This is a genomic window from Listeria goaensis (assembly GCF_900186125.1).
In the GTDB taxonomy this organism is placed as follows: Bacteria; Bacillota; Bacilli; order Lactobacillales; family Listeriaceae; genus Listeria; species Listeria goaensis.
The window spans coordinates 46,131-61,062 of the sequence record NZ_FYBQ01000007.1 but is presented as its reverse complement, the minus strand read 5'-3'; the positions used below and the strand labels follow the sequence as shown (position 1 = coordinate 61,062).

15 protein-coding genes are annotated in these 14,932 nt (G+C 39.6%); 14 read left to right on the top strand and 1 reads right to left on the bottom strand.

Translation table 11 applies throughout. From position 1 onward, the window contains the following. Window positions 1-58 precede the first annotated feature (58 nt). The 12 genes from qoxA (at window position 59) to CFT42_RS09320 (ending at window position 12,408) form a co-directional block, all read left to right on the top strand. Window positions 59-1,162, top strand: a complete 1,104-nt coding sequence (qoxA, locus tag CFT42_RS09375; RefSeq protein ID WP_088810182.1) for a cytochrome aa3 quinol oxidase subunit II — start codon at window positions 59-61, stop codon at window positions 1,160-1,162. 18 nt (window positions 1,163-1,180) lie between these two features. After that, window positions 1,181-3,160 carry a cytochrome aa3 quinol oxidase subunit I gene (gene qoxB / locus CFT42_RS09370; protein WP_088810122.1) on the top strand — a complete coding sequence of 660 codons (1,980 nt, stop codon included), beginning with the start codon at window positions 1,181-1,183 and terminating at the stop codon, window positions 3,158-3,160. Beyond that, entirely contained in the window at window positions 3,148-3,759 is a 612-nt protein-coding gene (qoxC, locus tag CFT42_RS09365) for a cytochrome aa3 quinol oxidase subunit III (RefSeq protein WP_088810123.1), read from the top strand. Before qoxB ends, qoxC begins: the two co-directional genes overlap by 13 nt. Window position 3,760: 1 nt before the next feature. Beyond that, window positions 3,761-4,093, top strand: coding sequence for a cytochrome aa3 quinol oxidase subunit IV (qoxD, locus tag CFT42_RS09360; RefSeq protein WP_088810124.1), 333 nt, complete (start codon window positions 3,761-3,763; stop codon window positions 4,091-4,093). A 147-nt stretch (window positions 4,094-4,240) separates the two neighbouring features. After that, on the top strand, window positions 4,241-5,140 hold the full coding sequence (locus CFT42_RS09355; RefSeq protein ID WP_088810125.1) for a tyrosine-protein phosphatase: 900 nt from the start codon (window positions 4,241-4,243) through the stop codon (window positions 5,138-5,140). Window positions 5,141-5,285: 145 nt separating this feature from the next. Further along, window positions 5,286-5,540, top strand: coding sequence for an arsenic metallochaperone ArsD family protein (locus CFT42_RS09350; RefSeq protein ID WP_159458159.1), 255 nt, complete (start codon window positions 5,286-5,288; stop codon window positions 5,538-5,540). Window positions 5,541-5,675: 135 nt separating this feature from the next. Continuing rightward, entirely contained in the window at window positions 5,676-7,109 is a 1,434-nt protein-coding gene (locus tag CFT42_RS09345; RefSeq protein ID WP_088815997.1) for a 6-phospho-beta-glucosidase, read from the top strand. 236 nt (window positions 7,110-7,345) lie between these two features. Continuing rightward, window positions 7,346-9,253, top strand: a complete 1,908-nt coding sequence (locus CFT42_RS09340; RefSeq protein WP_088815996.1) for a beta-glucoside-specific PTS transporter subunit IIABC — start codon at window positions 7,346-7,348, stop codon at window positions 9,251-9,253. 40 nt (window positions 9,254-9,293) lie between these two features. After that, entirely contained in the window at window positions 9,294-10,094 is an 801-nt protein-coding gene (locus CFT42_RS09335; protein WP_088810129.1) for a histidine phosphatase family protein, read from the top strand. Window positions 10,095-10,179: 85 nt separating this feature from the next. Then, entirely contained in the window at window positions 10,180-11,019 is an 840-nt protein-coding gene (locus tag CFT42_RS09330; protein ID WP_088815995.1) for an LD-carboxypeptidase, read from the top strand. Between the two features lie 70 nt (window positions 11,020-11,089). Continuing rightward, complete coding sequence (locus tag CFT42_RS09325; RefSeq protein ID WP_088810131.1) at window positions 11,090-11,425, top strand: DUF4064 domain-containing protein; 336 nt, start codon at window positions 11,090-11,092, stop codon at window positions 11,423-11,425. 323 nt (window positions 11,426-11,748) lie between these two features. Next, window positions 11,749-12,408 carry a DedA family protein gene (locus CFT42_RS09320; RefSeq protein WP_088810183.1) on the top strand — a complete coding sequence of 220 codons (660 nt, stop codon included), beginning with the start codon at window positions 11,749-11,751 and terminating at the stop codon, window positions 12,406-12,408. A 61-nt stretch (window positions 12,409-12,469) separates the two neighbouring features. Here the strand turns inward: CFT42_RS09320 and CFT42_RS09315 are convergent, their stop codons facing one another. Continuing rightward, the gene (locus CFT42_RS09315; protein ID WP_088839037.1) at window positions 12,470-12,988 is read right to left on the bottom strand and encodes a hypothetical protein; all 519 of its coding nucleotides are present in this window, start codon (window positions 12,986-12,988) and stop codon (window positions 12,470-12,472) included. A 225-nt stretch (window positions 12,989-13,213) separates the two neighbouring features. Here CFT42_RS09315 and arcA point away from each other — a divergent pair, with 225 nt between their 5' ends. Both arcA and rpsF read left to right on the top strand, forming a co-directional pair. Further along, window positions 13,214-14,431, top strand: a complete 1,218-nt coding sequence (arcA, locus tag CFT42_RS09310) for an arginine deiminase (protein WP_244169957.1) — start codon at window positions 13,214-13,216, stop codon at window positions 14,429-14,431. A 168-nt stretch (window positions 14,432-14,599) separates the two neighbouring features. Continuing rightward, window positions 14,600-14,893, top strand: coding sequence for a 30S ribosomal protein S6 (gene rpsF, locus CFT42_RS09305; RefSeq protein WP_088810134.1), 294 nt, complete (start codon window positions 14,600-14,602; stop codon window positions 14,891-14,893). The last annotated feature ends 39 nt before the right edge of the window (window positions 14,894-14,932 follow it).

Below are 14,932 nucleotides of genomic sequence, written 5' to 3'. Positions count from 1 at the left end.
ATTTTTGCGCAAAAATACACACAAAAAACACACATCAAATGGAAAAGAGGGGATTCGGGTGTCGAAGCTACTAAAATCATTCCTACTAACCACGCTAGTTGCTGCTGTTGGCGTACTTGGCGGTTGTGGTGATTTAACAGTACTAGATCCAAAAGGGCCTGTAGCAAAAGGTCAAAGCGATTTGATTTTGTATTCCATTATTTTTATGCTTATTATCGTTTTGACAATTTTTGTATTGTTTACGATTATTCTTTTTAAATATCGTGAACGTAAAAACCCAAAAAATTATGAGCCGGATATGCACGGTAGCAGAAAATTGGAGATTTTATGGACGTTAATTCCAGTTGTCATTGTTATTGCGCTAGCTATTCCGACTGTAAAAACAATTTATGCGGGTGAGGAAGCACCAAAAGTTACTTCTCATAAAGACCCTGTTGTTATTTATGCGACAAGCGTTGACTGGAAATGGCTCTTTAGTTATCCAGAGGAAAGTATCGAAACGGTAAACTACGTACATATTCCAACTGATCGTCCCGTTTTATTTAAACTAACGTCTGTTGATACAATGACGAGTTTCTGGGTGCCGCAACTTGGTGGTCAGAAATACGCGATGACAGGTATGACGATGAATCTTTATCTGCAAGCAGATGAAGAAGGAACATTTAAAGGGAGAAATTCAAACTTTAACGGTGAAGGTTTCCACGAGCAACGCTTTAATGTGATTGCACAATCGGATGAGGATTTTGCGGCTTGGACTAAAAAAGCGCAGCAGTCACCGAAGCTGACGCAAGATGTTTACGATAAGCTTTTAATTCCAGGCGGTTCAAAAGAAAAAACATTCTCTGGAACACATTATGATTTTGTTGATCCAGCGGCCGATCCAGAATACGTTTTCTACGCGTATAAACGTTTTGGCTTTGAGCTAACAAATCCACATAATCCAAATGTAAAAGTGACTGTTTCAGATACACCATTATTACCGGCGCGTCCGGTGACGGTGACGAACCCACAATTTGAACGGCACAATATGGAACCGATGATTATTAAAAACGGTTCAGGTTATCATAAAGATAAGCATTATGATGACGAAATGAAGAAAATGGAAGACGATATTCAAACGAATGAATTTAATAAAAAAGAATCGGATGACGCGGGCGAATAAAAAAGGGGGCTTTTGAACATGAAATGGAATGAGTTTATCATCACTGGCGACCCTCTGATTTTAGGTGCACAAGTTTCAATTGCACTCGTCAGCATCGGGATTGTCGTGTTACTTACGTATACAAAAAAATGGAAATGGCTCTTTAAAGAGTGGATTTCATCAGTAGACCATAAACGAATCGGAATTATGTATCTATTGGCAGCCGTATTAATGTTTTTCCGGGGCGGCGTAGATGCGCTTATGATGCGTACACAACTCGCCTTACCAGGTATGGAATTTTTAGATGCACAGCACTACAATGAAGTTTTCACAACGCACGGAACAATTATGATTTTATTCATGGCAATGCCGTTCGTTATCGGGCTTATGAACATTGCCGTGCCGCTTCAAATCGGGGCGCGTGATGTGGCCTTCCCGTTCCTAAACAATTTGAGTTTTTGGACGTTCTTTATGGGCGCTATGCTGTTCAATTTGTCTTTCGTTATTGGTGGCTCACCAGACGCCGGTTGGACAAACTATGCGCCGCTTGCTGAAGAATTTAGTGCCGGTTACGGGATTAATTTCTATTTACTCGGGGTACAAATCGCGGGTATCGGTACGCTAATGACGGGGATTAACTTCTTCGTCACGATTATGCGAATGCGAACAAAAGGCATGACGCTAATGAAAATGCCAATGTTTACTTGGACAATTTTAATCACGAGTTTGATTATTATCTTTGCTTTCCCAGTTTTAACGGTGGCGTTAGCACTAATGTCCTTTGACCGCCTATTCGGCACAGCCTTTTTCACGCTGGCAAACGGCGGACTTCCAATGATGTGGGCGAACCTGTTCTGGGTTTGGGGGCATCCGGAAGTTTACATCGTAATTTTGCCGGCATTCGGGATATTTTCAGAAGTTATTTCGACATTCTCGCGCAAAAAACTATTCGGCTATCCAGCGATGGTTGCGGCGGTTGTCGTTATATCCGTCTTGAGTTTCCTCGTTTGGGTCCATCACTTCTTTACAATGGGTTCAGGCGCACTCGTTAACTCGTTCTTCTCGATTACAACGATGATGATTGCCATTCCAACGGGTATTAAGATATTTAACTGGCTCTTTACGATGTATAAAGGTCAAATACGTTTTGACACGCCAATGCTTTGGTCGCTTGCGTTCATTCCAAACTTCGTTGTCGGCGGGGTAACTGGGGTTATGCTTGCGATGGCAGCGGCCGATTATCAGTATCACAATACGTATTTCCTAGTTTCTCACTTCCACTACGTATTAATTGCGGGTACGGTATTCTCCTGTTTTGCAGGTTTGATTTACTGGTATCCAAAAATGGTCGGGTACAGACTAAACGAGAAAATCGGAAAATGGTTCTTCTGGGTTTTCGTAGTAGGATTTAACGTATGTTTCTTCCCACAATATTTCTTAGGTCTTGACGGTATGCCGCGCCGCCTTTACACATACGTGCAAGGTGATGGTTGGACGACGTTAAACTTTATTTCCACAATCGGGGCATTCCTGATGGGGGCTGCGTTTCTTATTCTTTGCTGGAATATCGTTTACAGTTACAAACACTCTAAGCGGGAAGTTACTGGTGATCCGTGGGACGCTCGCACGCTCGAATGGGCGACAAGCTCTTCAGTTCCACCAAAATACAATTTCGCGATTCTACCAGAGTGGAATGATTTAGACGATTTCTACAACATGAAACAAAAAGGAAAATCTTACTTAGATAATAAAAATTATAAGCCGATTCATATGCCAAGTAATACAATGCTAGGCTTTATCATGTCTGTGTTCTTCTTTATCGCAGCGTTTGGTCTCGTGTTTTACTGGTACTGGCTAGGAATTCTCGGCGGATTAGGTGTTCTTGGCTGTATGGTTTATCGTTCGTTCCAAAAAGACGATGGCTATCACGTTGAAGTAGATGAAATTATTGCAACGGAAGAACATAATGCACGCGAACGTGAAACGGGCATAAAGGAGGGTAACCCATGGAATCTGTAAAAACGAATTCTTCGCTTCCATTAGAATATCAATCGGAGCAAGGCAGACTAAACATTTTAGGTTTTTGGATTTTCCTTGGCGCCGAAATAGCACTGTTTGCAACGCTATTCGCAACCTATTTCGTTATGTTTAAAGCTGGTTCTAATGCCGGGCATCCACCGTCCGAAATGTTTGAGCTACACCTCGTTTTAATCATGACGTTCTTGCTTCTTACGAGTAGTTTCACGTGTGGTCTTGCAATCGGCGAGATGCGTAAAGGCAATACGAAGATGTTAATGGTTTATTCGATTATTACACTTCTGCTTGGCGCAGGTTTTGTCGGCTTTGAAATTTATGAGTTTGCGCATTACGTGATGGAAGGTGTGACGATGAAAGTCGGTTCTTACTGGTCGGCATTCTTCGTTCTACTTGGGACTCACGGACTTCACGTAACAATTGGTCTGTTTTGGATTTCATTTATTTTGATTCAAATAAAAATGCGCGGTTTGACGCCACGTGCAGCATCAAAAGTATTCATTTCGAGCCTATATTGGCATTTCCTTGATGTTGTCTGGATTTTCATCTTCACGGGTGTCTACCTGTTAGGGATGGTGAACTAAAATGGCAGAAAATAAAAATACAAATAGCGCACATGTGGAAACGGGAGTTCCGTGGAAGCATATCATTGGCTTTATTTTATCCATCGTCCTTACACTTGTAGCGGTTTGGGTAGCACTTTACTCCACGCTCGACTACAGTGTAAAAGTCGTCATCATCTTCATCTTTGCCTTTATCCAAGCGGCACTGCAACTGCTCATGTTCATGCACATGACAGAAGGTCGCGACGGCAAAATTCAAGTCGGCAACATTCTCTTTGCAGCTTTCATCGCAATCGTAGTTGTGCTCGGCTCATATTGGGTCATGGAAATTGGGCACATGAATCATTTAATGTAAAGTAAAAACGTGCTTTCCTATTTCAGGAAAGTACGTTTTTTTTGAGAAAACACATAAAATTCATAATTATTCACACGAAATTTACCTCTCCTTTATCGAAGCCTAAAAAAAGCACTTTATAATAGGCATTAGGAGGGGATTTTACATATGAAAAAATGGATGAAAGTTACTGGGATTTCAGTTGTTTCAGCAAGTTTGATACTCGCAGGGTGTCAGGCGAATGAAAATGCAAAGGCAGACAGTAAAAACGCTATTTCGGAGAAAAAAATAGTACCCGGCAAGCAAATTGCACTCGAAGGCGCTATTAATGTGCGCGACCTCGGGGGATACAAGACGGAGGACGGAAAAACCATAAAACCACACCGTTTAATTCGCTCGGCAGAACTCTATACCGTGACTGGAAATGATATTGATAAGCTGAAAAAAACGTACGACTTAAAACAAATTGTTGATTTTAGAACAAATAGTGAAGTGGAGAAAAAGCCAGATCCACCCATTCAAAACGTGAAAAATACACACGATTCTGTCATGAAGGATAACGGTGCATCCACAAGCACGGAAGATTTAATTAAGAGCCTAAGCACAATGGACAATCCAGAAAGCTTTTTAATCGAGGCAAATAAAAGCTTCGTGACGGACGAAAATTCACGAAAAGCGTACAAAGAGTTCTTTGATATTTTGCTCGAAAATGAAAAAGGCGCCGTTTTATGGCACTGTACCGCTGGAAAAGACAGAGCAGGATTTGGAACCGCCCTCGTTTTATCCGCCCTAGGTGTGCCAAAAGATACGGTGATGGAGGACTATTTATTATCCAACAAATATCGCGCGGACGAAAATGAAAAAGCCGTTCAAGCTGTCCTTGCAGAAACAAAAAACCAGCAAGCCGCAGACGGAATGAAAGCCGTCATGGATGTGCGCGAAAGCTACTTAAACGCTGCGTTTGATGAAATCGACAAAACATACGGCTCAATGGACGCGTTTTTAAAAGATGGTCTCGGGCTAACTAAAGAAGACATCACAAAATTGAAAAGTATGTATCTTAATTAGTATAATAATGATTTACAAATTTAGTTATATATGGTAAAAATGATTCAATTAGTGCAGGAGGCGTGACATTAGGTAGATAATTGAAATAACATATTTTTGTCTTATGAATGAACAAAATGAAAATGTTGAAGTAATGAAGAGTTTCATGAATACAGATTTTCAAGAAGAGTATTTGAAATTTTATGGAAAGAAAGTAGATATGAAACTATTTGCTATGGAAGACTCTATAGAGCCTTTTGTAGAAAATAAGAAAGTGTATACAGAATTGAAATTGCATGGTATTAAAAGCTTACCCATACTAATTGTTAACAATAAGCTTGTTGCCAAAGAACATTTTGCTTTAGTAAAAATATTACCAGAATATCTAGGAATAGGATTATCCATACAATCCGAGGAATAATAAAATGTAGGCTACCACAGCATTACGTGGTAGTTTTTTATTTATTTGAAAAATTTTTTATAAAAAAAGCTTGCTCTGTAATGCATTACATATTTTATAGTGAAGATGCAAATGAATTTTGAGAGGAGCTTCAACATGACAAATTTTAAATTTCCAGATAACTTTTTATGGGGCGGGGCAGTTGCTGCAAACCAATGTGAAGGCGCTTACTTAGAAGATGGTAAAGGCTTATCGCTTGTGGATTTACTTCCTTCTGTTGAAGAAGGTCGTTGGGACGCACTTGTTGACCCGCAAAAAACACTCGCTACAAAGTACAATTATTATCCGAGCCATGAATCAATTGATTTTTATCACCGCTACAAAGAAGATATTAAATTATTCGCCGAAATGGGCTTTAAATGTTTCCGGCTGTCCATTAGCTGGCCGCGAATTTTCCCGAATGGGGACGAAACGGCGCCAAATGAAAAAGGACTCGAATTTTATGATAAAGTTTTTGCCGAGTGTCATAAATACGGAATTGAACCAGTTGTCACAATTAATCATTTCGATACGCCAGTAGGCCTAATGAAAGACTATAATGGCTGGGCAAACCGCAAAACGATTGATTTCTATTTAAATTTCTGTGAAACGATTTTCAAACGCTATAAAGACCAAGTGAAATATTGGATGACATTTAACGAAATCAATATGATTCTACACATTCCAATGTTTGGCGGCGGCATGGACATTACAAACGCTGAAAATCCTGAAGAAATGAAATATCAAGCGATTCATCACCAACTTGTTGCTTCTGCTATGGCGACAAAATTAGGTCACGAAATCAATCCAGAAAACATGATAGGCTGTATGCTTGCGGCAGGTACAACTTACCCGAACACGCCAAATCCAAACGATATTTGGAAAGCGATGGAAGCTGACCGTGAAGGCTACTTCTTTGTTGACGTGCAGGCACGTGGCTATTATCCGAGCTACAGCAAGCGATTATTTAAACAAAAAAATATTCAGTTGAAAATGGAAGATGGCGATTTGGAAGTAATGCGCGACCATACAGTTGACTACGTAGCGTTTAGCTATTATTCTTCCCGCCTAACAAGCGCTGACCCGGAAGTGAATAAAGAAACTGAAGGTAACGTGTTTGCGACACTTAAAAACCCATACTTGAAAGCAAGCGAATGGGGCTGGCAAATTGATCCGCTTGGGCTTCGCATTACAATGAACGCCATTTATGACCGCTACCAAAAACCTCTTTTCATCGTAGAAAATGGTCTTGGTGCTGTCGATAAAGTGGAAGCAGACGGTTCAATTAACGACGATTATCGTATCGATTACTTACGTGAACACGTTCGCGAAATGGGCGAAGCGATGGAAGACGGCGTAGAACTTCTAGGCTACACACCTTGGGGCTGTATCGACTTAGTCAGTGCAGGTTCCGGGGAAATGAAAAAACGCTACGGCTTCATCTACGTTGATCGCGACAATGAAGGAAAAGGCACTTTAAACCGCTCGAAGAAAAAGTCTTTTGACTGGTATAAAAAAGTGATTGAAACAAACGGTACTGATTTAGCTTAACGTTGTTTTGACGGGTCTAAACACGCTTTGTTTAGGCCTGTCAAAAAATTTTAAAAAAGGTATTGCAAACGCTTTCTATGTATGATATATTTAACTCATCACAAAGGATTGTTACCAATTCGTTGGGCAAAACCTAAGCTGATTTGAAGGATACGTGCAATTTGTGCGCAAAATCCTCAAATGAGTTTAGGTTTTTCTTTTTGCCCAAAACTATTTGAAGAAAGAAGGGGTCGGCTATGAAATATGAACAGTTAGCCAAAGATATTCTCGAAAATGTCGGGGGTACAGAAAACATTAATAGCGTGTTTCATTGTATTACACGTCTAAGATTTAAATTGAAAGATGAGAAAATTGCCAATACTGAAAAAATTAAATCGTTAGATGGCGTTGTTTCCGTTATTCAAAGTGGCGGACAATATCAAGTGGTTATCGGAAACCACGTGCCAGACGTTTATAAAGCAGTACTTGAAGTAGGCGGTATTAACCCAGAAGGTTCTAGTGAAGCAGATTCTGGTGGCGGAGGTAACATTTTTAACCGCTTTATCGATATGATTTCGGGTGTATTTACACCAGTACTAGGCGTATTAGCTGCAACAGGTATGATTAAAGGTTTCGCTGCTGCATTCTTAGCCTTCGGTTGGTTGACAGCAGATTCTGGAACATACCAGATTTTATATGCTATTGGAGATTGTCTATTCTACTTCTTCCCAATCTTCCTAGGTTACACAGCGAGTAAGAAATTTGGTGGAAATATATTTATCGGTATGGCCATCGGGGCTGCCCTTGTTTATCCAACATTAGCAGGTATCTTAACTGGAAAACCAGAATATGTGTTATTTGCGGGAACAATTTTTGAATCCCCAATTCATGTAACATTCTTAGGTATCCCAGTTATCTTGATGAGCTATGCTTCGTCTGTTATTCCAATTATTATTGCAACATGGTTCGCTTCTAAAGTTGAAAAAGTGGCGAAGAAAATTATTCCAGATGTTATTAAAACATTCATCGTACCATTTGTCACACTACTAATTGTTGTCCCACTTACATTCATGGTCATTGGACCAATTGCAACATGGGCAGGTAAATTGCTAGGTGCAGGTACCATTTGGATTTACGATTTAAGTCCAGTAATTGCAGGACTTATCCTAGGTGGATTCTGGCAAGTATTTGTTATCTTCGGACTTCACTGGGGACTTATTCCAATCGCAATCAACAACTTAACACAATTACACTATGACCCAGTTTTAGCAATGTCGTTTGGTGCATCTTTCGCTCAAATTGGTGCCGTACTTGCAGTTATGATTAAAACTAAAAATCAAAAACTTAAATCACTAAGTGTTCCAGCATTTATTTCAGGAATTTTTGGTGTAACAGAGCCAGCGATTTATGGGGTTACGTTACCACTTAAAAAACCTTTCATCATGAGCTGTATCGGTGGTGCAGTCGGTGGTGCAATCATTGGCTTCTCAGAAGTTAAATCATACATTATGGGTGGACTTGGAATTTTCGGATTCCCGAACTTTATTAAACCAGGATCTCCTGTTGATAGTACAATGCTTGCGGCAATTATCGCAGTCGTTGTAGCATTCATCTTAGGTTTTATCTTAACGTATGTATTTGGTTTTAAAGATCCTGCAAATGCAGAAGCAACAACTGAAAATGTTCCACGTGAAACAGAAACATTGATTGAACGTGAAGTTCTAGTTAGCCCAATTGAAGGCGATGTTATCACTCTTGCAGAAGTAAAAGATGAAGCATTTTCATCTGGCGCACTTGGAAAAGGTGCAGCAGTTGTTCCTACAGAAGGTAAATTATACGCACCAGCAAGTGGAACTATAACAACGATTTTCCCTACAGGACATGCAGTTGGAATTACAACAGATGATGGTGGCGAAGTATTAATGCATGTTGGTATGGACACCGTACAATTAAATGGTGAGCATTTTACAACACACGTGAAACAAGGCGATCGTGTTGAAAAAGGACAACTTTTAACAGAATTTGATATTGCTAAAATTGTAGCGGCAGGCTATGATATTACAACACCAATCATTGTGACAAACTCAGAAAAATATTTAGATATCCTTGTCGTTGATGATAAAACAGTCAAAGTTGGCGATCGTTTAATCACATTAGTCATCTAGAACTTGCTACTTAATCAAAAACAAAAAGGAGTAATGTGGAATGAAAAAGCACATTTGGAAACTGTTGTTTGTTAGCTTAAGCATACTGTTGCTCGCAGGTTGTGGCACAAAAGATGAAACTTCGAAAAAAGAAAGTGCTGAAAAAGCAGATGGCCCAGTTACACTTTATGTAACCCGTCACGGAAAAACAATGTTTAATACAGCTCACCGCGTTCAAGGTTGGTCGGATACTCCCCTCACAGAACCCGGCGTTGAAGTTGCCGAACAACTCGGTTCGGGCGTATCAGATATTGATTTTAAAGCAGCCTATTCAAGTGATTCTGGAAGAGCTAGAGAAACTGCAAGAATAGTTCTTGATACAAAAGGACAGAAAAAGCTAAATGTGCAGGAAAGTCCTAAATTACGAGAAGTTTGTTATGGTAGCTATGAGGGCGATTTAAATGAAAATATGTGGACAGATATTGCTAAAAATTTAGGTTATCCCTCACAGGAAACGATGATGCAAGATTTTGCAGCTGGCAAAGTAAATTTAGATCAAAGTTTAGCAGAAGTCGTTAAATTAGATAAAACTGGTAGCGCAGAAAGCTATGATGTTGTGAAAAAGCGCATGCAACAAGAACTTAAAACTATCGCGGAAGAAAATGCAAAAAATGGTGGTGGAAACGTGCTAGTTGTAAGCCACGGAATGGCTATCGGTGCGATGATTTCGGATATGACTGAAAACTACAAAGAGAAAGAACTTGAAAACGCCAGCGTCACAAAAATCACGTATGATAAAGGTAAATTTACAGTCGATTCCATAGGCGATATGAGTTACGTTGAGGCCGGTAAGAAAAAATAGCTAAAATTTAAAAGTGGAAACGTGCAAATAAAACGTGCGTTTCTGCTTTTTTTTGGATAAAATAGCTCGTATAGGGGGCGTTTCGATGATTTTAAAACGCGGAAGTAAAATTGGCGTGATTGCCTGTTCGAACGGACGGTTGTCTAGTAGCCGACTGGAATGGGAAGAGTTGTACAAAAAATTAGCAGGAAAATATGGTTTGGAAGTGGTGCAAGCAGATACAATTTACGCTCACGCGAATTCGATTTACAGTGGAAGTGCAGAGGAACGCGCAAATGAACTTCATAAACTTTATTTGAACAAAGAAATTGAAATGATTTTTGATATTTCAGGCGGTGACGTTGCGAATCAAATACTGCCTTTTTTAGATTTTAAATTGCTGTCTGAAAATCCAAAGCCATTTGTTGGCTACAGCGATTTAACGACCATTTTAAATGGTATTTATGCAGTGGCGGGGCAACCGGGAGTGCTATTCCATCTGAACCATGATTTAAGCCAGTTTGAGCGTTGTTTTATGGAGGGTGAGCCGTCTGGTTTGGTTGGGGATTTCATTGCGGGGGCGCCGAACCTTGCGGGGACTTTGATTGGCGGCAATATCCGCTGTTTTTTGAAGCTTGCTGGCACCAAATTTATGCCCGATTTTAAGCAAAAAATCATTTTGTTTGAAGCACTTAGCGGCAATGAGGCGAAAATGGCCACGTATATTGCCCAGTACGAGCAACTGGGCGCTTTTTCTCAGTGTAAAGGTCTTTTGCTAGGGCAGTTCACAGAAGCTGAAGAACAAGGCTTCCGTCCGCAAATTGACCGCCTATTCATTGAAGTGGGCGAAAAATATGGCATCCCCGTTTTCAAAACAAATCAAATTGGTCATTCGAGTGATGCCGTCCCAATTCCGATAGGCGCCGAAATTTTTATTGGAAAATGAAGGCGTTTTATTGCGAACCGCCTAGGAAGGTGGTAACATTAAGAAAAAGCATAAAAAGGAGAGTGACATAATGAAAGTAGAAGGATTGCTTGGCTTTTTGGGGGCAGCACTTGGTATCGCTTTTAGTTTAATGGTTTTGACCATTCCAGGGATTTCACAAGCGCTTGAAGAAGAATCTGTGGCTTTTTATATACTGACTAGCGGGGCATTAGTATTGTCTGCTATCGGTTTAGTTGGTTCATTCGTTGTGGCGCATAAACCGCGCATGGGCGGCGTTATGATGATTGCAGCAGCAATTGGTGGCACCATGTCCGTTTCGATGATGTTCCTAGTGCCTATCATGCTTTTAGCGCTGGGCGGTTTAATCGCACTTATTAATTATGAAGAAGCTTCAGCGGAAGCATGAAATAGACTGATGGCAAATGGTAAAGAATCACACCATCTGCCATCAGTCTATTTTTATGCGAAAAAATAACGTCTTGTGCCTGAAGACGTTATTTTAAATTATGAGAAATTTTTACAGTGACCAGTTTCCGCTGGTACATGTATAACATAACATAGTTCTTTTATGAAAGATGTAGCCATTTTTTGACAATTTGACGAATTTAATGACATTTTTGTGGGAATTTTTTTGTTAAAGTTTTGTTAAATCAATCGTAAGTTGGATAAATGAGTGTTAAATCTGTGATACAATGAATAAGATATTTTTATAAAGGAAGTGAATGCTTGGTGGATTTTATCTCGTGGTTATTTGATTTTATTCTACATATTGATGAACATTTAGTTGAAATTATTAATACGTTTGGAATTTGGACGTACGTAATCTTATTCCTCATCGTATTTATTGAAACTGGACTGGTTATTTTTCCGTTCTTACCGGGAGATTCTCTCTTATTTGCTGGCGGCGCGCTAGCGGTTTTAGACGGATCAATTTTAAAGATTGTTCCGCTTATTATAGTTTTATGGGTCGCAGCAGTACTTGGGGATACCGTCAATTACCATATTGGTAGAAAAATTGGAACGAGTATACCAGAAGATAGTTGGTTTGGAAAAATCATTAATCGGGAGAAAATGGAAAAAGCCGAAGCATTTTTTAATAAACACGGCGGAAAAACAATTTTCATTGCTCGTTTTATGCCATTTATCCGCACGTTCGCACCATTTGTAGCAGGTGCCAGCCGAATGAATTACCGTTATTTCTTAAATTATAACCTACTAGGCGCAACCGTTTGGGTACTTCTGTGTACACTTGCCGGTTATTTCTTTGGGAACATCCCAATCGTCAAAGAGAATTTCTCTATCGTTGTTTTAGGTATCATTTTCGTATCGGTCATTCCAATGTTCGTATCATTTTTTCAAGCGAAATTTGGCAAGAAAAAGAGTAATTAAAAAAAGCGAAAACAATTGAAGTCCTTTAGTCTAGAGGCTTTTCTTGTTTTCGCTTTTTTGTTTAAGTATTTAAGTGGATCGTTAGTGGAATATCAGTAAGTGAAGCGACTGTTTCATTATTTTTATTTTTAAAATGGAGTTCCAAAGAAGGGTGCGTATTTTCCAAAAAACGAGAAATATCAGTAGTACGCGCATTCGTCGGAACCGTAAATGAAATTTCGAATGAGTACAGATCCGTGTAAGCCACTTGATTGTTTGCAATCGGAATAACATTTGTCGGCAGGCTCATCACATCGCGAAATTGGTCCTCAAAAGCAACCGATAAACTAAAATTCTCAACATTTTTAAGCTGTTTGTTTAAAATCGGGCTGAGTGACATCGGTAAACAAATTTTCAACTCGGACTGTTTGAATTCCGCTTGAGCCGAATGAATATCAATATGATCTTTTGAAAGCAATTGTGCGATTTTCTCGATGGAATAGGTTTGTTTTTTAGTCGTAGAAGATGGAATTAAAATAACAACAGCGCATAAAACATAGATGCATAATAAAAGAGTAATTAAGTACTTATTTTTCAACATATGGCCTCCTAAAAAGGTCTATGTTAAATTTTATCATAAAATAACAAAGACGACGCTTTCTTTTTAAAAAATTAAATAAAGTAATGTATATCGAAAAACGCTTTGTACCAGTTGTTAAATTGATATTTCATGCATTTTTCTTATAAAAAAGTTAAATTTTATGCATAAAATCGACATAAAGTGTTCACATTTTAGGGAAGAGGGTATGAATAGAAGGAGGATGTGATAAAGATGAAACTAGGAATCAATTCGGAAATTGGGACTCTTAAACAAGTGGTGGTCAAACGGCCTGGGCGGGAACTGGAAAATTTAACGCCGCAATTTTTACATGAATTATTGTTTGATGATATTCCTTTTTTGCCTGCGATACAAAAAGAACATGACTTTTTTGTCAACGTGTTGCGGGAAAATGGCGCGGAAGTTTTTTACTTAGAAAATTTGCTAGAGGAAGCGATTTTGGCGAGCGATACGCGCGCAATTTTTATTCGCGACACTGTTAAAGAAGCCGGACAGTTTGGCGAAAATGCCCAACATCTTGAATCCTTTTTGAATGATTTTGAGACTGCAGAACTTATTCAAAAAGTGATGACGGGGCTTAGGAAAACGGAGGTTCCAAAACGGCGCCTAGCGCGGCTTGACGAAATGCTTGAACATCGGGATCCTTTTTATTTGGCACCGCTGCCGAACCTTTATTTTACGCGCGATCCGGCAGCTGTAATTGGCAATGGTCTTTCCATAAACCAAATGAGTCAGCCCGCAAGAAAGCGGGAATCCTATTTTATGAAGTTCATCGCCACACATCACCCCGCTTTTTTTAAAAAAAACGCCCCTATTTGGTTTGACCGTGATAACCGCTATGCACTTGAGGGCGGCGATGAAATTGTGCTGTCTGAAAAAGCGCTTGCGGTGGGAATTTCCGAGCGAACAGATCCGCGAGCTATTCAAATGCTCGCGACAAATTTATTTCAGAAACATCAAGGCATCCGGCAAGTCATCGCGTTTGAACTCCCCAAAGAGCGCGCCTTCATGCATCTAGACACCGTATTTACAATGGTCGCGAAAAACCAATTCATCGTCCATCCAAGCGTCATTTCAAGTGAACTCAAGTTGTTCATCATGGAATGGGACAAACGCCTAGCAGACATTAAAATTACAACATCTAGCAATATAAAAGCCGTTTTGAGCGAAGCCTTAAACGAACCTGAAATTGACTTGATTCCTTGCGGCGGAAGTGATCCCATCAACTCTGACCGCGAGCAGTGGAACGACGGGGCCAACACGCTTGCAATAAAACCGGGGGAAGTTGTTACATATAACCGCAACCAAGTTTCCAATGAACTTTTGAAGCGCCACGGAATTAAAGTTCATGAAATTATCAGTTCTGAGCTTTCGCGTGGTCGGGGTGGCCCAAGGTGTATGACAATGCCACTTTACCGGACATAGGAAAACGATTTTGCATAAATTTATTGATGCAAGTTTCGCACTATGGTATAATACTTTATTGTGAGTAATTATAAATTATTCCTTGCTCGTTTCTAAATGCATTTGCTATTTAGAGATAGGACAATTTGTCTTATTAGAGCCGCTAAGACCACAAGGAGGTGTAAAAAGATGGCTAGAAAATACGAAATTAACTACATCATTCGTCCGAACATTGAAGAAGATGAAAAGAAAGCGTTAGTAGAACGTTTTGACGGAATCTTAACAAGCAATGGTGCGGAGATCATCGAATCAAAAGAATGGGGTAAACGTCGCTTGGCTTATGAAATCCAAGACTTCCGTGATGGATTTTACCACATCGTCAAAATTTCTGCTGAAAACGCTGATTCTATCAATGAATTTGATCGTTTAGTAAAAATTTCTGATGATATCATTCGTCATATTATCGTTAAAGAAGAAGAATAAAAGCTAATTCAAGAAATTTCTTGATTTATTAAATGAGAG

What these genes read in the sequence shown, in the direction of transcription:
- qoxB (WP_088810122.1), top strand. Translation starts at nt 1,181, where the DNA reads ATGAAATGGAATGAGTTTATCATCACTGGCGACCCTCTGATTTTAGGT.
- qoxC (WP_088810123.1), top strand. Translation starts at nt 3,148, where the DNA reads ATGGAATCTGTAAAAACGAATTCTTCGCTTCCATTAGAATATCAATCG.
- qoxD (WP_088810124.1), top strand. Translation starts at nt 3,761, where the DNA reads ATGGCAGAAAATAAAAATACAAATAGCGCACATGTGGAAACGGGAGTT.
- CFT42_RS09355 (WP_088810125.1), top strand. Translation starts at nt 4,241, where the DNA reads ATGAAAAAATGGATGAAAGTTACTGGGATTTCAGTTGTTTCAGCAAGT.
- CFT42_RS09350 (WP_159458159.1), top strand. Translation starts at nt 5,286, where the DNA reads ATGAATACAGATTTTCAAGAAGAGTATTTGAAATTTTATGGAAAGAAA.
- CFT42_RS09345 (WP_088815997.1), top strand. Translation starts at nt 5,676, where the DNA reads ATGACAAATTTTAAATTTCCAGATAACTTTTTATGGGGCGGGGCAGTT.
- CFT42_RS09340 (WP_088815996.1), top strand. Translation starts at nt 7,346, where the DNA reads ATGAAATATGAACAGTTAGCCAAAGATATTCTCGAAAATGTCGGGGGT.
- CFT42_RS09335 (WP_088810129.1), top strand. Translation starts at nt 9,294, where the DNA reads ATGAAAAAGCACATTTGGAAACTGTTGTTTGTTAGCTTAAGCATACTG.
- CFT42_RS09330 (WP_088815995.1), top strand. Translation starts at nt 10,180, where the DNA reads ATGATTTTAAAACGCGGAAGTAAAATTGGCGTGATTGCCTGTTCGAAC.
- CFT42_RS09325 (WP_088810131.1), top strand. Translation starts at nt 11,090, where the DNA reads ATGAAAGTAGAAGGATTGCTTGGCTTTTTGGGGGCAGCACTTGGTATC.
- CFT42_RS09315 (WP_088839037.1), bottom strand. Translation starts at nt 12,988, where the DNA reads ATGTTGAAAAATAAGTACTTAATTACTCTTTTATTATGCATCTATGTT.
- rpsF (WP_088810134.1), top strand. Translation starts at nt 14,600, where the DNA reads ATGGCTAGAAAATACGAAATTAACTACATCATTCGTCCGAACATTGAA.